The organism is Bartonella sp. CL100XZDX (assembly GCF_042195375.1).
GTDB lineage: Bacteria > Pseudomonadota > Alphaproteobacteria > Rhizobiales > Rhizobiaceae > Bartonella.
On record NZ_JBHIOH010000067.1, the window covers coordinates 73,516 to 97,241 of the forward strand.

At 39.7% G+C, this 23,726-nt stretch carries 19 protein-coding genes and 1 other RNA gene; 10 read left to right on the forward strand and 10 right to left on the reverse strand.

The window, feature by feature from the left end; translation table 11 throughout:
• The first annotated feature begins 193 nt into the window (after nt 1-193).
• From ACFILU_RS08040 to ligA, 8 genes are all read left to right on the forward strand, one after another.
• On the forward strand, nt 194-1,114 hold the full coding sequence (locus tag ACFILU_RS08040; RefSeq protein ID WP_375631176.1) for a D-alanine--D-alanine ligase: 921 nt from the start codon (nt 194-196) through the stop codon (nt 1,112-1,114).
• Nucleotides 1,102-2,013, forward strand: a complete 912-nt coding sequence (locus tag ACFILU_RS08045) for a cell division protein FtsQ/DivIB (RefSeq protein WP_375675514.1) — start codon at nt 1,102-1,104, stop codon at nt 2,011-2,013. The genes ACFILU_RS08040 and ACFILU_RS08045 overlap by 13 nt, the downstream gene beginning before the upstream one ends.
• Complete coding sequence (gene ftsA, locus ACFILU_RS08050) at nt 2,010-3,311, forward strand: cell division protein FtsA (RefSeq protein ID WP_375675515.1); 1,302 nt, start codon at nt 2,010-2,012, stop codon at nt 3,309-3,311. Before ACFILU_RS08045 ends, ftsA begins: the two co-directional genes overlap by 4 nt.
• 63 nt (nt 3,312-3,374) lie before the next feature.
• Nucleotides 3,375-5,147 carry a cell division protein FtsZ gene (gene ftsZ, locus ACFILU_RS08055; protein WP_375675516.1) on the forward strand — a complete coding sequence of 591 codons (1,773 nt, stop codon included), beginning with the start codon at nt 3,375-3,377 and terminating at the stop codon, nt 5,145-5,147.
• A 215-nt stretch (nt 5,148-5,362) separates the two neighbouring features.
• Complete coding sequence (gene lpxC, locus ACFILU_RS08060; protein WP_375675536.1) at nt 5,363-6,247, forward strand: UDP-3-O-acyl-N-acetylglucosamine deacetylase; 885 nt, start codon at nt 5,363-5,365, stop codon at nt 6,245-6,247.
• A gap of 158 nt (nt 6,248-6,405) precedes the next feature.
• On the forward strand, nt 6,406-7,299 hold the full coding sequence (locus ACFILU_RS08065) for an outer membrane protein assembly factor BamD (RefSeq protein ID WP_375612003.1): 894 nt from the start codon (nt 6,406-6,408) through the stop codon (nt 7,297-7,299).
• A 6-nt stretch (nt 7,300-7,305) separates the two neighbouring features.
• Nucleotides 7,306-8,967 carry a DNA repair protein RecN gene (gene recN, locus ACFILU_RS08070; RefSeq protein ID WP_375675518.1) on the forward strand — a complete coding sequence of 554 codons (1,662 nt, stop codon included), beginning with the start codon at nt 7,306-7,308 and terminating at the stop codon, nt 8,965-8,967.
• Nucleotides 8,968-9,079: 112 nt separating this feature from the next.
• Nucleotides 9,080-11,239, forward strand: coding sequence for an NAD-dependent DNA ligase LigA (gene ligA, locus ACFILU_RS08075; RefSeq protein WP_375675519.1), 2,160 nt, complete (start codon nt 9,080-9,082; stop codon nt 11,237-11,239).
• Between the two features lie 587 nt (nt 11,240-11,826).
• On the opposite strand, the gene ACFILU_RS08080 is transcribed toward ligA, so the two are convergent.
• From ACFILU_RS08080 to ACFILU_RS08090, 3 genes are read right to left on the reverse strand one after another with little or no spacing between them, the layout of a single operon-like run.
• A complete protein-coding gene (locus ACFILU_RS08080) occupies nt 11,827-13,653 on the reverse strand; it encodes an aminopeptidase P family protein (protein ID WP_375675520.1) in 1,827 nt (608 codons plus the stop codon).
• Nucleotides 13,654-13,675: 22 nt separating this feature from the next.
• The gene (locus ACFILU_RS08085) at nt 13,676-14,545 is read right to left on the reverse strand and encodes a 50S ribosomal protein L11 methyltransferase (protein ID WP_375675522.1); all 870 of its coding nucleotides are present in this window, start codon (nt 14,543-14,545) and stop codon (nt 13,676-13,678) included.
• Between the two features lie 26 nt (nt 14,546-14,571).
• Nucleotides 14,572-15,153: an SCO family protein gene (locus ACFILU_RS08090; RefSeq protein WP_273790767.1), complete on the reverse strand. Its 582-nt coding sequence runs from the start codon at nt 15,151-15,153 to the stop codon at nt 14,572-14,574.
• Between the two features lie 135 nt (nt 15,154-15,288).
• On the opposite strand from ACFILU_RS08090, the gene ACFILU_RS08095 reads away from it, so the two are divergent.
• Nucleotides 15,289-15,918 (forward strand): DapH/DapD/GlmU-related protein, encoded by a 630-nt coding sequence (locus tag ACFILU_RS08095; RefSeq protein ID WP_375643457.1) that lies wholly within the window; start codon nt 15,289-15,291, stop codon nt 15,916-15,918.
• 56 nt (nt 15,919-15,974) lie between these two features.
• Here the strand turns inward: ACFILU_RS08095 and ACFILU_RS08100 are convergent, their stop codons facing one another.
• From ACFILU_RS08100 to ssrA, 5 genes are all read right to left on the reverse strand, one after another.
• A complete protein-coding gene (locus ACFILU_RS08100; protein WP_375675523.1) occupies nt 15,975-18,314 on the reverse strand; it encodes an ATP-dependent helicase in 2,340 nt (779 codons plus the stop codon).
• Nucleotides 18,315-18,435: 121 nt separating this feature from the next.
• Entirely contained in the window at nt 18,436-18,687 is a 252-nt protein-coding gene (locus ACFILU_RS08105; protein ID WP_375675525.1) for a ribbon-helix-helix domain-containing protein, read from the reverse strand.
• A gap of 10 nt (nt 18,688-18,697) precedes the next feature.
• Complete coding sequence (locus ACFILU_RS08110) at nt 18,698-18,880, reverse strand: DUF4169 family protein (RefSeq protein WP_273790763.1); 183 nt, start codon at nt 18,878-18,880, stop codon at nt 18,698-18,700.
• Nucleotides 18,881-18,888: 8 nt separating this feature from the next.
• Nucleotides 18,889-19,440, reverse strand: a complete 552-nt coding sequence (locus ACFILU_RS08115) for an SspB family protein (RefSeq protein WP_375631167.1) — start codon at nt 19,438-19,440, stop codon at nt 18,889-18,891.
• Between the two features lie 180 nt (nt 19,441-19,620).
• Nucleotides 19,621-19,977, reverse strand: a transfer-messenger RNA (tmRNA) gene (gene ssrA, locus ACFILU_RS08120).
• A 98-nt stretch (nt 19,978-20,075) separates the two neighbouring features.
• Here ssrA and ACFILU_RS08125 point away from each other — a divergent pair.
• Entirely contained in the window at nt 20,076-20,381 is a 306-nt protein-coding gene (locus ACFILU_RS08125) for a DUF2853 family protein (RefSeq protein ID WP_273790761.1), read from the forward strand.
• A gap of 68 nt (nt 20,382-20,449) precedes the next feature.
• On the opposite strand, the gene ACFILU_RS08130 is transcribed toward ACFILU_RS08125, so the two are convergent.
• Together ACFILU_RS08130 and ACFILU_RS08135 are read right to left on the reverse strand one after the other, a co-directional pair.
• The gene (locus tag ACFILU_RS08130; protein ID WP_273790760.1) at nt 20,450-21,757 is read right to left on the reverse strand and encodes an MFS transporter; all 1,308 of its coding nucleotides are present in this window, start codon (nt 21,755-21,757) and stop codon (nt 20,450-20,452) included.
• A 654-nt stretch (nt 21,758-22,411) separates the two neighbouring features.
• Nucleotides 22,412-23,722 (reverse strand): MFS family transporter, encoded by a 1,311-nt coding sequence (locus ACFILU_RS08135; RefSeq protein WP_375675527.1) that lies wholly within the window; start codon nt 23,720-23,722, stop codon nt 22,412-22,414.
• Nucleotides 23,723-23,726 lie beyond the last annotated feature (4 nt).

Below are 23,726 nucleotides of genomic sequence, written 5' to 3' on the forward strand. Positions count from 1 at the left end.
AAAGAGATAATAAAAAATTTCTATTAAGAATCAATAAATTAACAAAGAATCTCTTGCATCAGGCTTTTGAGTCTGATTCATTATGCAAAATGCTAGGTTATTGATTCGCAAGGATAAACTTTGTTTTTCCTGTATATGGTGCTGATGTATTCTATATAGACTACATATAGTATGCGAAAGAGGGTGATTTATTATGAAAGATAAACATATAGCTGTGTTAATGGGAGGTTTTTCTTCTGAGCGGTCTGTAAGTTTATCTTCAGGGGCGGCTTGTGCTGATGTTCTAGAGGTACAGGGGTATCGCGTGAGCCGCGTGGATGTTGATGCTCGTATTGCTTCTGTTCTTGAACAGTTGCAGCCCGATATTGCCTTCAATGCATTGCATGGTCCATTTGGTGAAGATGGCCGGATTCAGGGGATTCTTGAATATTTAAAAATTCCTTATACTCATTCTGGCGTGATGGCATCTGCTTTGGCAATGGATAAGGGACGTGCAAAAATTATCGTTGCAAATGTTGGGGTTTGTGTTGCTCCTTCTCGTATCATGAGCCGCTTTGCTTTGGGCCGAACGCATCCCATGGAGCCTCCTTATGTAATTAAACCTGTGTGTGAAGGATCAAGTTTTGGTGTTGTCATTGTCCAAGGAAATGAAGCTGTACCGCCGCATAATATTGGGGGAGCTGAGTGGGGATATGCCGATGAGGTGATGATTGAAAAATATATTCCTGGTCGTGAATTGACTTGTGCTGTTTTGGGGAATGAAGTGCTGGATGTGTGTGAAATTCTTCCCGATAAACACTTTCCATTCTACGATTATGACTCAAAATATAAAACGGGTGGTTCTCTTCACATTTGTCCTGCACAACTTTCACTAAATATTTACCAAAGTGTGCAAAGAATGTCTTTAGCAGCCCATCAGGCGATAGGGTGTCGAGGTGTTAGCCGTTCTGATTTTCGTTTTGATGAAAAAACGGGAGAGTTGGTTTGGCTTGAAATTAATACGCAACCCGGTATGACATCGACGTCTCTTCTTCCTGATATTGCAAAAGCGAGCGGCCGTACTTACGGCGATATTGTTCAATGGATGGTGGAGGACGCATCATGTATGCGTTGAATGTTAGTAAAACAAATGTTCCGATGGAGGTGCTTTCAGTGCCGGCTTTGCCACGTCTTTATCGTCGTTTTCTTCGGTTTATGTTTGAGTTTGTTTTTGTTAATATTCACATTCCACGCCATTTTGGCTCTTTTGCTGTTGTATGGTTTTTCTTTGTTACGGCTTTTTATGGACTTTCATCAAGTGGTCAGATGGCTGTGATCGTAAACACGATCATATTGGATAGTAGTTTTGTGGTCACTCATGTTGATATAAGCGGTAATAAGCGCTTGGCAAAGCAGGATATTTTTAAAATTTTAAAACTTGATGTTGCGCCTTCTATATTCACTTTTGATGTTGAAAGAGCGCGTTCTCTTTTGGAAAAACAGGCTTGGGTGCAATCGGCTAATGTTCAGAAAATTTATCCTAATAAAATGCGCATTTCCATCGTGGAGCGTGAACCCTATGCCATTTGGCAACATGATGGCATAATGGATATTGTTGATAATACAGGTCGTGTCATTGTGCCTTTTAAAGGGGAAATTGTTCGGGATTTACCTCTTGTGGTTGGGCAGGGAGCACAAAATGCTGCTAAAGTGTTTATTCAAGCGCTGTCAGTCTATCCGGAAGTATATGATCGTATTCGTGCTTTTGTGCGGGTAGGTGATCGACGTTGGGATCTTGTTTTGAATAATGGAATGCGCGTTATGTTGCCTGAAAATGGTGCTCTTGAAAGGCTTTCTTCTTTTTTTTCGTCCGGTACAATGCAAGATCTTTTATCTCGCGATATTCTCAGTGTTGATTTACGTCTTGCTGATCGAATTACTGTTTCTTTATCGGATGAAACGTTGGAGCGTTATCATGCTACTGTAGCAGAAGAAGAACGTATTTTAAAAGCGCGAAAGGCAGGAAGCCTATGATGCTACTCAGATCACATCATTTGAAGGGGCGTAAAACACGTTTTTTAACGGTACTTGATGTCGGTTCAAGTAAGATTGTTTGTCTTATTGCTTGTTTGCGTCCTTTGAAGCATGCACACTATTTACATGGTCGTACACATTCTACGGAAATTCTAGGCTTTGGAGTGCAGCGTTCACGTGGTATTAAATCCGGTGTTGTCATGGATATGTTTGCAGCAGAACAATCAATAAGATTGGCTGTTGATGCGGCAGAAAAAATGGCGGGTTTGGTGGTGGATTCAGTGATTGTGAATTTTTCCTCAAGTCGATTACAAAGTGCTTTGATTAATGGAAAGGTCTATTTGAATGGTCGTGAAGTCACCAAGCGTGATATGCGTATGGCCTTTTCAGATGTTTCGCGTAAAGCCTTTGATGCTGAACGTCATGTTATGCACTCAGTTCCAGTTTCTTATGTATTGGATGGAGATAAAGGAATTTTTGATCCTATTGGCATGGCAGGGGAAACATTTGGTGTCGACGTGCATGTGGTAACAGCAGAAACAGCCTCTTTGCGTAATTTAGAAACTTGTATTAATCGTGCACATTTGAGTGTTGAAGCAATGGTTGCTACTCCCTTTGCAAGTGGTCTTGCTGTCTTGATGAATGATGAGGCGCATTTAGGGGCTGCGTGTATTGATTTTGGTGGTGGAACAACAACATTTTCAGTGTTTTTTGAAGGAAAATTTATTCATGCGGATGCTCTTGCTGTTGGGGGGCATCATGTCACTCTTGATGTTGCGCGCGGATTTTCTATGTCTTTAACAGAGGCGGAACGTTTAAAAGTTGTTTATGGTTCAGCACTTTTAACAAGTGCTGATGAGCGGCAAATGATTAATGTAGCAGAAATTGGGAGTGAACAGCGTGAAACTCAATATCCTCGCGCGGTTCTTGGGCGTATCATTCGTGCGCGTGTTGAAGAAATTTTAGAAATGGTCCGTGATTGTTTAAATCGTTCTGGTTTTGGTCACATCATTGGTAAACGTGTTATTTTGACGGGGGGAGCAAGCCAGTTAACAGGATTGCCAGAAATGGCACGTACTATATTAGGAAGAAATGTTCGTATCGGGCGGCCTTTAGGTATTTCGAGGCTTCCTTCTCTTGCAAAAGGGGCGGCGTTTACATCTGCTGTTGGGTTGTTAATTTATCCGCAATTGGTGGGTTTTGAAGAAAAAACAATGCAGGCGGCAGGAAATCATTTATCGATGGGCACGCGTGGGTATTTTCAGCGTGTTGGTGAGTGGTTGCGTGAGAGTTTTTAGTTAAGTCTAGTTGGATAAATTTCATCGCTTTGGCTTGCGGTGTCTTATGAGAAGGAAAAGAAAATGACGATTAATCTGCATCGGCCAGATATCGCGGAATTGAAGCCACGCATTACCGTTTTTGGTGTTGGAGGTGGTGGCGGGAATGCCGTGAATAATATGATAAATGCTGGTCTTCAGGGAGTTGACTTTGTTGTTGCAAATACGGATGCACAGGCTTTGGCTATGTCAAAGGCTGAACGTGTTATCCAACTTGGGGCAGCTGTGACAGAAGGTTTGGGTGCTGGGGCTTTGCCGGAAGTTGGACAAGCGGCGGCAGAGGAATGTATTGATGAAATTATTGATCATCTTGCAGACTCTCATATGGTTTTCATTACTGCTGGTATGGGGGGAGGAACTGGAACAGGAGCTGCTCCCGTTGTTGCTCGCGCAGCGCGTGAAAAAGGTATTTTGACTGTTGGTGTTGTGACAAAGCCGTTTCAGTTTGAAGGCGCACGTCGTATGAAAACGGCAGAGGCTGGTATTGAAGAATTACAAAAGTCTGTCGATACATTGATTGTTATACCCAATCAAAATCTTTTCCGTATTGCAAATGATAAGACAACGTTTGCTGATGCTTTTGCTATGGCTGACCAAGTGCTTTATTCTGGTGTTGCTTCCATTACGGATTTGATGATTAAAGAGGGTTTAATTAACCTTGATTTTGCTGATGTTCGTTCTGTTATGCACGAAATGGGGCGAGCCATGATGGGAACGGGTGAGGCATCTGGTGATGGGCGTGCTTTGGCTGCGGCTGAAGCTGCTATTGCAAACCCACTGTTGGATGATACCTCTATGCGTGGGGCGCGTGGTTTACTGATTTCTATTACAGGTGGTCGTGATATGACTCTCTTTGAGGTTGATGAAGCTGCTAATCGTATTCGTGAAGAAGTGGATGCTGATGCGAATGTGATCTTTGGCGCTATTGATGATGAGTCATTGGAAGGTGTTATTCGTGTTTCTGTGGTTGCCACCGGTATTGATCGTGAAGTTAGTGATGTTGTTCAGTCCTCTCATCCTCAGATTCAAAGACCTGCTTCTTCAATACGCAAGAGCGATCCTGGAACGTCACACAGTTCTTTTCATGTTCAGTCATCGCCTCTGCGTTCTGAGTCAATGGTAGAAGTAATCGAATCACTTGAAATAGAGAAGGGTAAATCAACCGGAGAACAGTTCCGTCCCAAAAGTCAAATTTTTGCACAACCTGCAGAAGCAATGACGACACGAAGTGCCACGAATGCTGTTGCGTATGGTTCAAATGCTGTTCAGGAACAGAGATCCAATGTGCCTCGTATGCAAGTAGGCCGTGGTTCTCAACAGGCGATGACGGCTCCTGTGAGTATGGAGGCAACAGCACATGTTCTTGATGAGATGACAGGGGTTGTGAAGCAAAAAGAAAAGCCAGTGCAACCAAAACAAATGCAACAAATGCAAGCGCGCGCTCCAATGCGTATGCCTGAGTTAAAGGATTTTCCTCCTGTTGCTCATGGACAAAGTCAAAGAACATTTGTGACTGATCAAGGTCCTCGTAATCTTTGGCAGCGTTTGAAACAGAGCTTGACACATCGTGAAGAAACTGAGCCAGAAGCGAGGCTGGAGCCTGCTGTTAGATCGTCTCAGCAGAAAGAGTCTCATGTTTACAATAAAAATTCTCAGGCGCTTTCTCAAGATGCTTCTGTGTATGTTCCACGTCGTTCTGGTGAGCTGCACCCTCAGGTACCACAAGATCAACGTACTTTTATAAGTGAAGAAGATCAGTTGGAAATACCAGCATTTTTACGTCGCCAGGCAAATTAATTGATGAAAAGTGAGGCAAAGTAAGAAAATTTATTATTTCTTTAATGATCAGTCAAAAATTATACAGTAAAATATATTGCTGTTTTTTGGATAAAATACTTTGTTTTAAAAAAAACCGCTTATTATAAGCGGTTTTTTTTATTATTTACTATGAATATTTTTTATAATTTTATAAATTTTGTTAAAAGATGTACAAGCAATTTAATAAAATGATTATGATGAATTTAGTACCAAAATATCAGTCTACTCTTAAAAAAGCAGTAACATTTAAGGGGATTGGCGTTCACAGTGGCTGTTTGTCAGTGGTAAAGGTTTGTCCAGCGGATGTTGGGTGTGGTATTGTTTTTAAGCGTTGTGGATTAGACGGAACAGAGAAAATATTTCAAGCTCATGCATCGCAAACAGGAGAAACTGAATTATCAACAGTACTTGGAGATGGAGATGTAAGGGTTGAAACAATTGAACATTTGATGGCAGCAATTGCTGCTTATAATTTGGATAATCTTGTTATTGAAGTGTCACATAATGAGATTCCTATTTTGGATGGTTCAGCGTGGCTATATTGCCAAGCTTTTGAAGATGTTGGTATTGTACAGCAAAATGCGTTGCGTTCTTATTTCATTATAAAAAAGCCGGTGCGAGTTGAAGGAGCTCATGGTGTTGCAGAGCTTTTGCCATTCGATGGACGTCGTTTTGATATAACGATCTCTTTTCCTTCTTCTGCTATTGGTAAGCAACATTTCAGTTTTGATCTTAGCACACGAAGGTTTAGAGATGATTTGTCACGTGCGCGCACTTTTGGTTTTATCAAAGATGTGGAAAAATTAAGGCTTTCTGGAAAGGCTAGAGGCGCTTCTTTGGAAAATTCTCTTGTTATCGACCTTAATGATAAAATTTTAAATCCCGATGGTCCTTATTGGGAGAATGAATGTGTTCGGCACAAGATGCTTGATGCGATTGGTGATACTGCTTTGCTTGGGGCACCTTTTATTGGATTATTTCGTTCTTATTGTAGTGGTCATAGAATTAATGCGCAATTGGTGAAAACTATTTTGGCAGACGAATCACATTACGAAAAAACCTTTTTAGAGAAAGAGTAAAAAAATTGACAAGATTTTTTTATCGTTTATTTGATTTTTAAGGGGATGATTGACCTAAACTGCTAAATTGGTTATGTGGATTTTAAAGTGATATGGTATAAAATCTTTAATAAATTGTTTTTGCTACAAGGTGATATTCTCTGGAGGCCGGAAAAACTATGAAAAAATCTCATGTGTGCATTGGAAATATGACATATAGAAAATCTAACATTGTACGCAAGATATTGGGGGTGGTACTTTTAGGAAGCACCTGTATGTTAGCGGGATGTCTCTTTAAAGAGAAAAATACCCTTGATCCATCTGCTTATGTTTTGAAAATAGAGCCACCAGATGTTCTCTATAATCAGGCGCTTGCTAGCCTTGAAAGTGGGCGGCTTGGGGATGCATCGAAGAAGTTTTTGAAGATTGAAAAACAGTACGCTTATACAGACTGGGGGCGTAAATCTTTGGTCATGGGTGCTTTTACTAATTATCGACTCGGAAAGTATGATGATTCAATTAGTATGGCTCAACGCTATATTACTCTTTATCCAGGGTCGACTGACTCGGCTTATGCGTACTATATTATTGGTCTTTCTTCTTTCCGTCGGATTCCTGATGTTACACGTGATCAACGTGATACGAAACGTGCTATTGCTGCTATGCAGCTTCTTATAGAGCGTTATCCTAATTCTGAGTATGTCAAGGATGCTAAGGATAAAATCCGTTTTGGTCGCGAACAGCTGGCTGGTAAAGAAATGCAGATTGGCCGTTATTATGAAGAGGGGCGGCGTTACCTTGCGGCAAGTAGACGGTTTCGTACCGTGGTTGAAGAGTATTCTGATACAAATCAAATTGAAGAAGCGCTTTTCCGCTTGACTGAGGTTAATCTTGCTCTCGGCTTAACGGCGGAAGCACAGACGGCAGCAGCTATTTTAGGACGTAATTATCCTAAAAGTGAGTGGTATAAATTTTCTTATAATCTCTTGCAGAAGAATAAAATATCGCCACGTGAGCATAAATCTTCTTGGATCTCAAATGCTTTAGGTGGTGATAAGAAGAGGGTACGTTGATTCTCTATGTTGGTACAGCTTTCGATTCATAATATTGTTTTGATCGAAACGCTTGATATTCATTTTACGGCGGGGTTGACGGTTTTAACTGGAGAAACAGGTGCGGGGAAGTCTATTCTCCTTGATGCTTTATCACTTGCTCTAGGGGGGCGGGGTGATGCTTCGCTTGTGCGTCATGGTGCTGACCGCGGGCAGGTCACAGCTGTTTTTGATGTGTCTGTTTCACATCCTGCACGTCAACTTATTCGTGAGAATGGTCTTGATGATGAGGGTGATATTATTTTACGGCGTGTGCAATCAAGTGATGGACGTAGCCGTGTTTTTATCAATGATCAGGTGTCTAGTGTTGCATTGATGCGGAGTGTTGGCCGTTTGCTGGTTGAAATCCATGGACAACATGATGATCGTGCGCTTGTTGATGTTGCTACACATCGCCAATTATTAGATGCCTTTGGTGGTCTTGAAGATGAAGTGGAAAATTTGCGTCAGTGTTATCACTCATGGCGTGAATTTGAGGAGCGTTTGCAACGGCAGCGTCTTAAAGTAGAGAGTGCCGTACGTGAGGTTGATTATCTTCGTGCGTGTGTAGAAGAGCTTGAAAAGCTTGATTTTAAAGTTGGTGAAGAGGAAGCTCTTTCTCTTCGTCGTGCTGATATGCTTAAATTAGAAAAAATAGCGACAGATATTAAAGAAGCGGATGATCTTTTAACGGGTCAAAAATCACCAATCCCAGTACTTTCTAATTTGGTGAGGCGTTTGGAGCGGAAAATTCCTGAGGCGCAAGAACTTATTGTACCAGTGGTGAAATCTATTGATGAGGCATTGCATGCACTTGCAACAGCACAAGAAGGTATTGAGACGGCAATACGAGCATTAGATTTTGAACCTGATGAATTGGAACGGATAGAAGAGCGTCTTTTTTCTCTTCGGGGTTTTGCTCGTAAATATCAAGTTTCTGCGGATGAATTGATTCAGTTACGCGATAAAATGGACGCAGAACTCGCTGATTTTGAAGAGGCTCAGACTATATTGACACGCTTTGAAGATGAGGCAAGACAAGCACAAAAAAAATATGATATGTTAGCACAAGCGTTGTCAATAAAACGTCAAGAGGTTGCAAAGCACTTGTCTGAAAGCGTGATGACTGAGCTACCGGCATTGAAATTAGAGAGGGCTGAATTTATTGTTGAAATGCAAAGTGATATGGAAAAGCGGAGTGCAGAGGGATGTGATCGTGTTGAATATTGGGTGCGAACAAATCCTGGCACACGGGCCGGTCCCATGCTTAGTGTGGCTTCTGGTGGTGAATTATCTCGTTTTTTGCTGGCATTAAAAGTTGTTTTATCTGATCGAGGATCAGCACCGACGCTGATTTTTGATGAAATTGATACAGGCGTTGGGGGGGCTGTTGCAGCGGCTATTGGGCAACGGTTGCAACGCTTATCAGAACATGTCCAAGTTTTCGCTATTACGCATGCTCCACAGGTTGCATCGAAAGCGCATGGTCATTTTCTTATTTCAAAAATTGAGAGTCAGGATAAAGGACGCTTTGTTACTGCGATTCATAAAATGGAAGAGCATGAGCGTGCAGAAGAAATTGCCCGTATGTTGGCTGGAGAACAGATTACTGAAGAAGCGCGTGCAGCGGCTCAAAAGCTTCTAGCATAAAGGTAATTAGTCAGCGATAAAAATACTGGAAAGCTTGTATTTATTGAGATTCACTTGATGAGGATGCGTGTGGAAATCCTTGTGGCAGTGCTTGTAATTTGGAATAGATTTTATGAACAAAGATGCAGATAAAAATCTCACAGCTGTTGAAGCAGAACGTGAATTAGAGTGGTTGGCAAAAGAAATTGCACGTCATGATGTGCTTTATAATCGTGATGATCAGCCTGAAATTTCTGATGCAGAATATGATGCTTTGCGCCGCCGTAATGCAGAAATTGAAGCTCTTTTTCCAGAGCTTATACGTATTGATTCTCCTTCACATAAAATTGGGGCACCAATTTCTGAAAAGTTTGAAAAATCTGTTCATGCACAGCCTATGCTTTCACTTGATAATGCGTTTAGCTCTGAAGATGTTAGTGAATTTGTTAAGCGTATTCGTCGTTTTTTACGGCTTCCAGAAACACAAGTGTTGGAAATAACAGCGGAGCCAAAAATTGATGGTTTATCTTTGTCTTTACGCTACGAAAAGGGGCGGCTTGTGCGTGCGGCAACGCGTGGGGATGGAACTGTCGGTGAAAATGTGACGGCAAATGCCCGAACAATTGCTGATATTCCACAAGTTTTACAAAGTGATTTTCCTGATATCATTGAGGTTCGCGGTGAAGTTTATATGGGGCGGGAAGATTTCCAAGCACTGAATATCAGCCAACAAGAGAAGGGAAAGTTAACTTTTGCCAATCCTCGAAATGCGGCGGCTGGTTCACTCCGTCAGCTTGATTCACGGATAACCGCTAGCAGAAAACTTCAATTTTTTGCTTATGCTTGTGGTGAGGTGAGTGAAATATTGGCAGAAAGTCAAATGGAGATGATGAAAAAGCTAAAAGAATATGGCTTTGTTATCAATCCATTAACAAAAGTCTTTAAGACAGTAAAAGAAATTATTTCGTATTATCACGATATCGAAGAATGCCGTCATTCTTTAAGCTATGATATTGATGGCATTGTTTATAAGGTTAATGATTTGATGCTCCAAAAGCGTTTGGGGTTTGTTTCTCGTTCGCCGCGTTGGGCTATCGCCCATAAATTTCCAGCAGAAAAAGCGATAGCGCTTTTGGAAGATATTGACATTCAAGTTGGTCGCACGGGAGCTTTGACACCTGTTGCACGTCTTACGCCTATTACTGTTGGTGGAGTGGTGGTGACCAATGCTAGTTTGCATAATGAGGATTATATTAAGGGAATTGGTCATAAAGGAGAGCCCATTCGTGAAGGACGTGATATCCGTGTAGGCGATAGCGTGATTGTACAACGTGCTGGTGATGTGATCCCTCAAGTTATTGATGTTATCATTGAAAAACGCCCGAAAGATGCTGCTGTTTTTATTTTTCCTCATTTGTGCCCAGCTTGTGGGAGTCATGCTGTTCGTGAAGTGGGAGAAGCCGTGCGTCGCTGTACAGGGGGGCTTATTTGTCCGGCACAAGCGATTGAACGTATTCGTCATTTTGTTTCACGCAATGCTTTTGATATTGAGGGCTTGGGTAAAAAACAAGTGGAGTTCTTTTTCCATGTTCAAGATGAAGCGCTTTGTATTCATACACCAGCCGATATTTTTACGTTACAACGGCGCCAAGAAAAATCTTTGATACGTTTGGAAAATATGGAAGGTTTTGGTACTGTTTCAGTGCGGAAATTGTATGATGCCATTAATGCGCGCCGAGAAATTCCTTTGAGCCGTTTTTTGTTTGCATTGGGGATTCGTCATGTTGGCGAAGTGAATGCACGCCGCCTTGCACGTGCTTATAAAAATTATACAGCTTTTGAGATCGCGGCTATGGAAGCACTTATGCCATGTGATAAGAAAAATGAAGAAGGAAATGAGGCTTGGATGGAGCTTACCAATATTGAAGGAATTGGACCACAGGTAGGGAGCGCAATTGTTGATTTTTATCAAGAAGCGCATAACCGTGAGATTTTATCTGTTTTGCTTGAAGAAGTAACACCTCTTGATGAAGAGCCTATCATAGCAGATTCTTCACCAATAGCGGAGAAGATCATTGTTTTTACAGGAACTTTGTCGCATATGTCACGCGATGAAGCAAAAGCATTGGCAGAGCGATTAGGGGCTAAAACATCTGGTTCACTTTCTAAAAAAACAGATCTTCTTGTTGCAGGACTTGGAGCGGGCTCCAAATTGGCTAAAGCTGAAGAATTAGGTGTTGAGGTTATCGATGAAGAGGTTTGGCTACAGCTGATTGAGAAACATAATGTTTAAAGGGTGTTTTCCAGAAGATCGTATACTGTTGATATGATTATCTTTCTTACATTTTTTTGGGGGATGAAATCAAAAAGGGGATAATAGGAGCTGTTTTTTGCAAAAATAGAGCGCCATATATTTTGATATTTATTAAGTTATTAAAATAATTAACGTTGAACTTAAATATTAAACTTAAACTATTATGATGAAGAATATACAAGGTTATTATTAGTAAAATTTATAAATTATCATTGTGAAGCAAGGTAAAAATTGTAAATAAATATGCAGAATTTTTGAATTTAAACGGCATAATAAGTTGGTTATAATAAGCGTTTTAGAAATGCGACGCGGAGGATTACAAAATATAATGAAAATTTCTATATAGCAGAATAAGGCTATAACTCATGTGGAAATGGTGGAGGATAGTTGATAAGCATTATCTTTTGCAAGTGTATCCTGTTCTGTTTCAATTTGGGAAGAGCTTTTGTTGTATTTCATAGAAGCATTTTTTGTGTTTGCTGATGGTAAATACACACTTCTCTTTTTAAAAGAGAAGTGTGTGGTGTTTTTGTAAGAATCGTTGAAAGATATTTGTGTTGCTTCATTTAAAGGGGCATTGTTGCTTCTTTTGCCCATTTTTTATCTTCTTCATTTAAGTAAGGTGCATTCATCTGATAAACGCGCGCATGGTAATCATTGAGCCATTGCCGTTCTTCTTGTGTCAAAAGCTCTGGAAGGATTAACCGTCGATCAATGGGGCAATGTGTGAGTGTCTCAAACGAGAGCATTTCTATATCTCCACCATCAATTTTTTGTGCTGGCTTTACTATCATCAAATTTTCAAGACGGATACCAAAAGCACCTTCGCGATAATATCCTGGTTCGTTTGAAAGAATCATACCGGAGATGAGTTCTTGGCATCCTTTGCGGGAAATATTTTGTGGTCCTTCATGAACAGAAAGATAAGACCCAACACCATGACCGGTGCCATGAGCATAATCAAAACCAGCTTTCCACAATGCAATGCGTGCTAGAATATCAATGTCTTGTCCACGGGTTCTTTTGGGAAAGCAAGCAGTTGAAAGAGTAATCATGCCCTTGAGAACAAGAGTGAAACAGCGTTTTTCTTCTTCTCCAATATTCCCAATTGCTACTGTACGTGTGACATCTGTCGTTCCATCACGATATTGGCCACCTGAATCAACAAGATAAAGTTCACCAGCATTGAGTTGTTTATTTGTTTGTGTTGTTACACGATAATGAATAATGGCGCCATTTTCTCCTGCTGCTGAAATTGTATCAAAAGAAAGATCTTTAAGTTTTTCTCCCATTTCGTTTGCTGTATTTATGCGAAATTCTTCTAATTTTTGAGCAGCAGAAATTTCACTTATTGACCCTGGTATTTGTTTATCTAACCAAGAAAAAAAACGGGTTAGGGCAACACCATCGCGTAGATGCGCTTTGCGTGCGCCATTGAGTTCTGTGTCATTTTTAATGGCACGTGGTAGAGCAGCAGGATCGGTAAGTGTGATAAAAGAGCTATTTTTTTCTTCAATAACAGTTCGTAATTTTTCGCATGTTAGCTGTGGATCTAAGGCAAACACGGTCCCTTTTTGAACATACTCTTTGATCTTGGGAATAAGCTGTTCTGGTTCATATAATTTTGCATAACGTTCCAGATATTGTTTCTGTTCTACACCAAGTTTTTTGCTGTCAATGAATAAGGCTGGTGTTTCGTTAAGTGGAATGAGAGCAAAACACAGGGAAAAAGGCGTGTTGGAAACATCATTGCCCCGTATATTGAATGTCCATGCAATGGAAGAGGGGTCTGTAAAAATAAAAGCATTTGCATGAGTTTGCTGTATATCTTTGTAAATCAAAGCGAGTTTTTCATCTGTATCGCACCCAGCATATTTGAGAGGGTGAATTGATAAGGCAGATTGTGGTAACTTTGGTTGATTATGCCAGAGCAAATCAATGGGATTATGTTGAACTTCTACAAGTTTTCCACCTGCTTTCATTTCTAATGCGTTTCTCAATGCATCGGTGGCAGCAATCGTGTGGAGCCATGGATCAAAGCCAATAGAAAGTTTTTGACCATTTTTTTCAAGCCATTGTGAGGGAGGACAAGTTATGAGATCTTCATAATTAAAAATATTAGGATCAGTTTGTTGGCGAACTTGGAGCTTATATCGCCCATCTGTAAATATGATGGCTTTGTTTTTTAAAATCAGTGCAATCCCAGCTGATCCAGTAAAGCCGGTTAACCAGCTAAGGCGTTGAGCATGAGGGGGGACATATTCTCCTTGATGCTCATCGCACCGCGGAACAAGAAAACCATCGAGTCCAAGGTGATCGAGTTCTTTACGAAGGCAAGAAATGCGTTCTGCTGTATAAGCAGGATTTGTTGTCGCCTCAAAAGATTGATACATAACGACGTCCTTTTCTTTTATTTTATTTCAGATGTATCGTAACCCATCCTTGCCGGTGGTATGTTTCGATATGCTTCATTCCTTGTTTTATATAAGTCTCCAAAACATGGGCATGTTGTTCTTCAAGAATTCCAGAGAGTATAAGTGATCCCCCTTTTTGAAGTGCCTTTACCACTTCTTGCGCAAGTTCAATAAGCGGATTAGCAAGGATATTGGCAACGATGAGATCAAAAGGGGTTCGTGATGCAATTGCATCATGGGCAAAATCTGTTGCTGTAATAGCTGTAATATATTCCTTGACACCATTGAATTCGATATTGTGTTGTGCAACTTGAACAGCAATTGGGTCAATATCGGATGCAAGCACAGGAATTGGTTTGAGCATTGCTATGCCAATGGCTAGTACACCGCTCCCAGTACCAAGATCAAGGGCATTTTTGGGATTTTCGTGTTTCATGACTTTGGCAATCATTTCTAAACAACCGGCTGTTGTTCCATGATGTCCAGTGCCAAAAGCTTGATTAGCTTCAATTTCAATAGGGAGAACATTTGCTGGAATGGCGTTTCGGTTGTGACTTCCATGAAGAAAAAAAGGACCAGCTTGCACAGGTTTTAGTCCTTCTAGGCTTTTTTGTACCCAATCAATGTTGGGTAAAACTTCCATATTAATTTTATCAAAATCTATAAAAAGGATTTGAGCAAAACGTTTCAATGCGTTCTCTTGATTGTCTTGATCGACATATAGAGAAAGCTCATATACAGCATTTTGTTCATCTATCTCTGTGAGAGCAAGAGGATACCCTTCTTCGTCAAAGGCTGTTTCTATAAGGGTATAGAACCGTTCTGCTTCATTTTTAGAAGCAGTATAATAGAGGCGAATTTGTTGCGACATGCTGTTCTTTCTTTTGATCGGTTTTTTTAGTTTAAGATGAGTTTTTTTAACCGTTCAATGGCGATTTCATCTTTTAATTCGCTATCGCTTTCTTTCGTGTCATAACGGATAACGCCAGCTAATTTTCCACCTTTTTTGAGTAAAAAAATTGCTGCTGTATGGTTATATGTATAGTTTCCATCTGTTTCAGGGACTTTTTCAGCAACGATGTTGAAAGAATTGACCATTTTATGAACTTTTTCAGGATCTCCGCTGATGCCAACAATTTTATTGTTAAAATTACTGAGATAATCATGGAGTACTTTTGGTGTGTCTCGTTCAGGATCAACAGTCACAAACCATATACCTAATTTATCAGCTTCAGGCCCAAGGGCTGTAAGCCATCGATCAAGATTCATCAGTGTGGTAGGGCAGCTTTCAGGACACATAGTGAAGCCGAAAAAAATTATTGAAGGCTTGCTTCGAACATCAGCCTCAGTAATATTTTTTCCATTAGAATCAGTGAGAGTAAAGTTATCACCTAAAGGCTTATTTGTCAGCGTATCATAAATAAAAACACCTGCAAGAAATATGATTGTCAGCCCCAAGATGCGTATTACATTTTTCATAGTTTGACTCTCTTAAATAGATCGAGAAATTGTAACATCGGCAGGTTTGTTTTGCAATGTGTGTTTCATGGTTGATTTTATTGGCTTGATTGGTATGTCTTTCCATATCTATGATGAAACATTGGTGAAAGATGCATGAATATTGAGAACGATCTTCGGTTTCATGAAAGTGAGCCTCGTATCCATACGACGGCACGGCTGCATGGTTGTAAATTAGGGCGCTATGTGGAAATTAATGAGCGGGTGATTTTACGGGATGTAACCGTTGGAGATTTTTCTTATTTAGAACGTAATAGTGAGGCTATTTATAGCGATATTGGGCGTTTTTGTTCTATTGCATCTCATGTACGGATGAATGCGTTGGAGCATCCTATGGAGCGCGTTTCAACGCATAAAATAACCTATCGTCCAAACGAATATTTTCGTTATATGGCATTAGATAGTGGTTTTCGTGAAAGGCGTTGTGCAAAACGTGTTATTATTGGGCATGATGTGTGGATTGGATATGGTGCGGTTATTATGCCTGGGGTGACAATTGGTCATGGCGCTATCATTGGCGCGAACGCTGTTATAACGAAAGATGTTTTGCCTTATACGATTGTCGTTGGGGTGCCTGCTAAACGGTTGCGGATGCGTTTTCCCAATAATGTGATAGAATGCCTTTTAGATATGGCTTGGTGGGATTGGCCGCTTGATAAAATTCACAACGCATTGCCTGATATGCAAAATTTGCCTATTGAAGCCTTTGTTCGTAAATGGAAATGACATTCAGAATAAAATAAAGTGGTTTCTTGAAAAAACTGATCGTGGTTTACTTGTAATTAAGCTTTGTTTACAAAATTGTCTAGTACACGCTTTTCTCCGGCTTTTTCGAACATTATTGTCAATTTATGATCGTCTATTGCTGTAATATGACCATAACCAAATTTTATGTGAAAAATCCGATCATTGACAGAAAAATCTGATGGTGCATGAGAGATTGATTGAGAGATAACGTTCCCTTCAATATTCTTGTTTTTTTGTGCACGCTTTTGTCTTGCTGTTGCATAGTCAGTATAAAAGGAATCGTGATGTTGAAAGGAAGATTTTCCATAACCACCATAGGATGTTTCCATTTCTACAACTTCTATATGTTCTGCTGGTAATTCATCTAGAAAACGGGAGGGAAGAGCAGGTTGCCAAAGTCCATGAATTCTTCGATTAGATACAAACCATATATGCAAATGTTTTTTTGCTCTTGTTAGACCTACGTAAGCAAGGCGCCGTTCTTCTTCTAATCCTGAACGTCCACCTTCATCTAATGAGCGTTGGTGGGGAAAGAGTCCTTCTTCCCAACCTGGAAGGAAAACTGTTTCAAATTCAAGTCCTTTGGCTGAATGAAGTGTCATGATGTTGACTGCATCCATATTTTCATTATTTTCCGTTTCCATAACGAGTGCAACATGTTCCAAAAAACTTTGAAGATTTTCAAATTGTTCCATGGAACGAATCATTTCTTTAAGATTTTCTAGTCTTGTAGGAGCCTCTGGTGAGCGATCTTCTAACCACATGGTTGTATAACCAGAATCATCAAGGACGATCTCGGCAAGTTCTCTATGAGGAGTGTCTTGAAGCATATTTTGCCAGCGGCGGAATCTTTCAATGAGGCTTCGTAACGCACTGCGTGCCTTAGGCTTTAATTCATCTGTTTCAATGATGTCTGCGGCAGCAGAAAAGAGAGGAACAGCACGTGCACGTGCACTCTCATAAAGAATGCGCAGGGTTGCATCTCCTATGCCGCGTTTTGGTGTATTAATAACACGCTCAAAAGCTAAATCATCAGTAGGTTGGACAACAACGCGTAAATAAGCCATGGCATCACGTATTTCCATTCGCTCATAAAAACGAGGACCACCAATGACGCGATAATTAAGGCCAAGTGTTACAAAGCGATCTTCAAATTCACGCATTTGAAATGATGCGCGTACCAATATAGCCATATGATTTAATGCATGACCGGTTTGTTGTGCGCGTTCGATTTCTTCTCCGATTGCTCGTGCTTCTTCTGCCGAATCCCATGCTGAATGAATTTTTACCTTTTCTTCCTCACTCTTTATTTGAGCAGAAAAAAGGACTTTTCCCAGTCTTTCTTCATTATGAGCAATGAGATGGGAGGCGGTTTTGAGAATATGGGATGTTGAGCGATAATTGCGTTCTAGACGAATAATTTTAGCAGAAGGAAAATCTTTTTCAAAACGTAATATGTTTTCGACTTTTGCACCACGCCATCCATAAATGGATTGATCATCATCGCCAACACAACAAAGATTAACATGTTGACCTTGAGGATGTTGGGCCAAAAGGCGAAGCCAAAGATATTGTGCTGTATTTGTATCTTGATATTCATCGACAAGAATATAACGAAATTGAGAATGATATTCGCGAAGAATATCTGGATTATGTTGGAAGATAGAGATAGAATGAAGTAGAAGGTCACCAAAATCACAAGCATTAAGATCTTTTAATCGATTTTGATAACTGTGATAAAGTTCACGTCCCATGCCGTTACCAAAGGAATGAGCATCACTTTTTGATATATGTTGTGGTGAAAGTCCTTGATTTTTCCAAGAATCAATCATCATGGCAAGGTTTCGTGCGGGCCAACGCTTATCGTCTAATCCTTCAGCTTGAATAAGCTGTTTTAAAAGTCGAAGAACATCATCGCTATCGAGAATTGTAAAGTTTCTTTTTAAATCAACAAGCTCTGCGTGACGGCGTAAAATTTTAGCGCCAGTGGAATGAAAGGTTCCAAGCCAAGGCATACCTTCAACAACTTCTCCAATAAGTTCACCAATACGTATTTTCATTTCACGTGCTGCTTTGTTGGTGAAAGTGACAGCAAGTATTTGCTGAGGAGAGGCAAGTCCAGAGCGTAAAATGTGAGAAATACGGGTTGTTAAAACGCGCGTTTTTCCTGTACCAGCACCTGCAAGAACTAAAAGAGGTCCCTCAGTATTCATAACAGCTTGTTGCTGTTCTGGATTGAGTTGTTCTAAATAATCTGTGTTATATGATTTTTGTTCTTTTAGAGTATGGGAGAAAAAACCAGAGCTCTTCTTATCATGGTCTGGAGGGGAATCTTCTTCAAAGAAAGGTATGTTGTGATCAGAAAAATTACTCATTATCTCTCTTTTGTAGTCTTTTTTTTATTGAAGTTCTAGATTAAAAAAACTTCTCTTAAAAAGTCACAACAGTTTCAGTTAAACAAACAGAAAGAGAACGTAAAAAAAATAAGCACAAACATTAAAGGCGCTGGGTGAGAACGCTTTGAAGGGCATAAATGCGTAACGAAGCCGAAAGATTTACTTGTTGTGGTCTTTTGCTATCAATATCGGTGATAATAAAGGCTAAAGATTGTCCTTTTTTGCGGGCTATATCTTTTAGAATATCTAAAAATGGTGGTTCTAAAGAGACGCTTGTTGCGTGTCCATCAACGCGAACAGATATCTTTCGTGGAATGACTTTTGACCAATCGATAGAATTATTTTCGTGCATTTTTCCACCTTTATTCGTCGTTTCGTAAACGATTTTGATCAAGAAATTTTTGCGTTTTTAAAGATTTTTGTTGCTCAAAATTTTTTTCAGTTTTTGTTCGTCCAAAACGATAACGATTTTGCTCAGCACGAAGAGATTTTTCTGTACGTTTTTTTTGTTTTCGAAATTGGCGAAGATTAATCAATTCAGTCATGAGAAAAATTATTTTTTCCGAAAGGAATCTAAAGAGACAACATCAGCACTTTGACTTTGTTTTGCATCGTTATTTGAAGGTTCTTTGTTTGTACTGAGATTTTGTTCTTTTGTAAGCGTATTTTCTATTTTTTGTTTGTTTGATAAGGTAATGGGCGTAGTTGAGGTATTTTCTGAATTTTCACTTTCTCCAGAGGTCAGATTTGAGGGCAGATCAAATGCTGCTTCAAATGCTGCTACAGGATCATAAAAGACCTGAATGGAAGTAAAAGGAATCACGAGCTTTTCGGTTATTTCCCTGAAAGAGAGGGTTACTTCGAAAGCTGTTTCTGAAACACTGAGATCTCTAAATTGATGTTGTAAGACGATTGTCATTTGCTCGGGATAGCGATTTTTTAGCCGAGGAGAAATTTTAACGCCTGGGGCATTTGTCAAAAAAGTTATAAAAAAATGATGATTTCCCGGAAGACCTGCTTTGGCAACTTCCGATAAAACTTTACGGATAACTCCACGAAGCGCATCCTGAACGAGAATATCGTAACGGATTTGATCTTTAACCATCGAAGTTTATTCCTTTTATTTCACGTAGCAGAATGGGGCGTATTGATATTGTGTGACAGAATATATTTTAAATTAGCAGTATTTTTTCTACGATGCACCTCAATAAATCGAATAAATACGAAACTCTATGGTAAATAATGTCTGATAACGTCTGAAAGATCAATCAACAACATTTAAAAAAGTGAAGGCTTCTGTTGCCAGGTGCCTCCGAACCCCGCTTAAACCTGCGACGGTTTAAGGCTCAAATTGAAACATTCACACCACCTTAAGCGGCGAGACGTGCTTCCGCATAGTTGTCATTTGCAACTACTCATTTAGCCCGATAACGGTGGTACAATGCCGAGTAAAAGAGCGATCTTTACACCCTTGTCGATCCTATTTCGCCCCCACCAAAATATAACTTTGGTTTCTTATATTTTGGTGGAGGCGCCGGGTACCGCCCCCGGGTCCAATAGGTTTATTTCACCGTCCATTTATTACCATAGCTGGTAAACCAGCCCTCTAAATATAGATGAAGAACAGTCTTAGGAAAAGGGGGGGGTTGTTAATATTTTTAATCCTCTAATTATTTATGGAGCTATATGATGCGGCTGTAAAGTATAGTCCGCTCATTTTTGGAGAGGAGATGATGCAAAATGACAAATAATTTAGCAGATATTAAACTATATGATTCAAATCCCGATGAAGCAGCAGTAGAACGACTTAGCCGTCGTTTAGCTTTAGTGATGAAAAAGCAGGATGCAGCGCTTGTTGCTACATCGGATCCAAAAGAGTTAGAACGTGTTGAAAAATGGGTTCAAGATGTTTTAGAAGCCGATGAAAAGAGTGCTAAAATGGCTGTTTCAAAAGTGGCTGAGATGATGTCTGGAGAGCGTAGAAAAAGTCGACTGACTTTTTATTATCTAGTTGCTAAGCACCTTAATGCACTTCATAAAATTTAAACAATATTAAATTTGTGATAATGATAAAAAAAGCCCAATTTCTTGGGCTTTTTCGTTGATAAAAAGGGTTAATGTTTTTCATCCTCTTGGAGGTAGCCTCCTTTACGCATACTCGGGACAAAGAGAAGAGCAATGAATGCCATGATCATCACGACGGTTATATAAAAATAAAAGAGTGATTCATGACCGTACTTTTTTAATCCAAGCGCAACGTATTCAGCAGAACCACCAAATAAGGCGTTGCCAATGGCATGAGAGATGCTAACGCCTAATGCGCGTATTGAAGAGGGAAACATTGCTGATTTGACGACACCAGAGATGGATGTATACATGCTCATAATGAAGAGCAAGCCAATAATGACGGAAAAGGCAACCCATATACTATGCGTATTACCGATTATCCAGAGTCCAGGAAATGTAAAGATGACAGAGAGTATACTCCAAATGATAAGTAAAGTTTTTGTTCCAATTTTATCGGCTATGATACCAGCTATGGGTTGGAATAGGATGAAAATAAATAGTACAGCTGTCATAATCGTTGTTGCGGTATGTTTATCAAAGCCGGTGGTTGTGATTAGATATTTTTGCATATAAGTCGTAAAGGTGTAAAATGTGAGTGATCCTCCTGATGCAAAGCATGCAATTACGACAACGGCTTTTGTATGCTTGGTGAGAAGTTCCTTAAGACTGCCAGAGTGTTTGTGAGAGCGGCTTTCTTTCGTGGTTGTTTCGTGGAGAGAACGACGCAGATAAATCGCAATCACTGCCCCGAAACCACCAATCACAAAAGGAATGCGCCATCCCCATGCTTTTAACTGATCTTCAGAGAGATAAGATGCTAGAATAAATATAATGAAGCTGGCAAGAAGTTGACCTGTAATAAGGGTGGCTGATTGGAAAGAAGCAAAAAGCCCACGATGTTTTTTGAGAGCAACTTCGCTCATATAAGTGGCTGCTGTACCATATTCACCACCCGCTGAAAGTCCTTGCATCATCCGAGCTAAAAGTAAAAGGATTGCTGATGTTATTCCTAAGGTTTCATAGGTGGGAAGTATGGCGATGAAAAAAGAGCCACCACACATCATAAAAATGGATATAAGCATCGAGCGTTTACGTCCATAACGATCGGCGACAAATCCTAAAAACCAAGCTCCAATAGGGCGCATAAGAAAGCCAATAAAAAACACACCCGCGGTTTTTAACAGTGGCGTAATCGTATCACCATCGGAGGGAAAGAATTGTGATGCAAAATAAATTGATGCAAATGAGTAAACGTAAAAATCATACCATTCTACGAGATTTCCTGATGCGCTTGCTATAATAGCAAAAACACGTTTTCTTGCATCCTGTGATGCTGAAGTTGTTTCATTTTTCATGAATTGTTCCCCTTTTGGATTTATATTTTATATTTTCTAAACATAATTGTTTATGATTTCCAGAAAAATTCAATTGTATTATAATAATTTCTTAGGGAAACTCTTTAAGATGATTTATTAGAGTTATGTTGTCATTCGTTTTAAGATTTTTACTTGTGTTATAGAATAAAAAGTTATCACGTTGCATTTAAAGGGAGAGAACATTGAAAAGTAGATCAAGATACCTTTAAACTTTATGAGAAGAATGCAATTATTGGCATACCGGAAGATTATAGAAGAGATGATCTTTATGAGCAGAAAGCCCAAAAACTGAAGACATTTCATAAAGCTTAAATAATGTAAAGGGGATTTTTGTGTCCTTGCTTATCTTGTTGTATCACCACACATCATTATTTAGGAGGGGGAGGTAAGGCTCAGATAAGGTTTTCCGTATGAGGTATTTTTCAGATATCATGATAAATATTTAGGGTAGGGCTTGCCTATAGAATCTTATCAAGTAAATTACATAAAGAGGGCAGTAACTATAGACAATTTAAGAGAAACTGAGTTGTTTGTAAGACGAATGCGGGGCAGAATTTTCGTTCTTTGTTAGGATGGAGAGGAGATAAAAAAAAGCCCAATTTCTTGGGCTTTTTTTTTATCCAGAAAATAAGTTTAATGAAGTCTATCGTCTTTATCGAGATATCCTCCTTTATCTATATCGGGCATAAGAAGAATAGAGATGAGTGCAATGACCATCATACCAACTATGTAAAAAAAGAAAACAGATTCGTATCCCATATTTTTTAATCCAAGCGCTACATATTCGGCAGAACCGCCAAAGAGTGCGTTGCCAATGGCAAAAGCAAATCCAACACCAATTGCTCGGATTGAAGCAGGGAACAATTCTGCTTTTATGATACCAGCAATGGACGTATAAAAACTCATAATACAGAGTATTCCAATAATGATTAAGAGTGCTGTCCATGGATTATGGGCATTACCGATCATTTTAAGTACAGGGATAGTGCAGATAATGGATAATAGCCCCCAACTAATGAGTGAAGCTCTTGCTCCAATTTTATCGGCTAGGGAACCAAAAAGGGGTTGGAGTAGCACAAAAATAAAGAGGGCGGCAGTCATTATCGTTGTTGCGGTTTGTTTATCAAAGCCGGTGGTTGTGATCAGATATTTTTGCATATAAGTAGTGTATGTATAAAATGTGAGTGATCCACCAGCTGTAAAGCCAACAACCAAAAAGAAAGCTTTTTTATGATTGCGAAAAAGTTCTCGAAGACTACCAGCATGTTTTTCAGAGCGGCTTTTGTGGGTTGTTGTTTCATGGAGCAAACTACGCAGATAAATTGCAACGATTGCTCCAAAGCCACCAATCACAAAAGGAATACGCCATCCCCACGCTTTTAACTGATCTTCAGTAAGGTAAAGGGCTAAAATAAATATTATAAAACTTGCGAGAAGTTGACCTGAGATCGTTGTTGCATATTGAAAAGAAGCAAAGAGCCCGCGACGATTTTTGGGTGCAACTTCGCTCATATAAGTTGCTGCTGTACCATATTCACCTCCAACGGAAAGTCCTTGAAACATACGGACAAAAAGGAGAAGGAATGCTGCTGTTATTCCCAAGGTTTTATAAGTGGGAAGTATGGCAATGAGAAAAGAGCCACCACACATCATAAAAACAGAAATAAGCATTGAGCGTTTACGTCCATAACGATCCGCAATGAATCCAAAGAGCCATGCTCCAATTGGACGCATAAGAAAGCCAATAAAAAAGATTCCTGCCGTTTTTAACAGTTGTGTAACGATATCTTCATCTTCAGGAAAAAATTGTGAGGCAAAATAAACCGATGCAAAGGAGTAAGCATAGAAGTCGTACCATTCTACCAGATTTCCTGATGCGCTGGACATGATAGCAAAAATACGTTTCCTTGTATCATGTGGGTCTAAAGTTGTTTGATTATTCATGAAG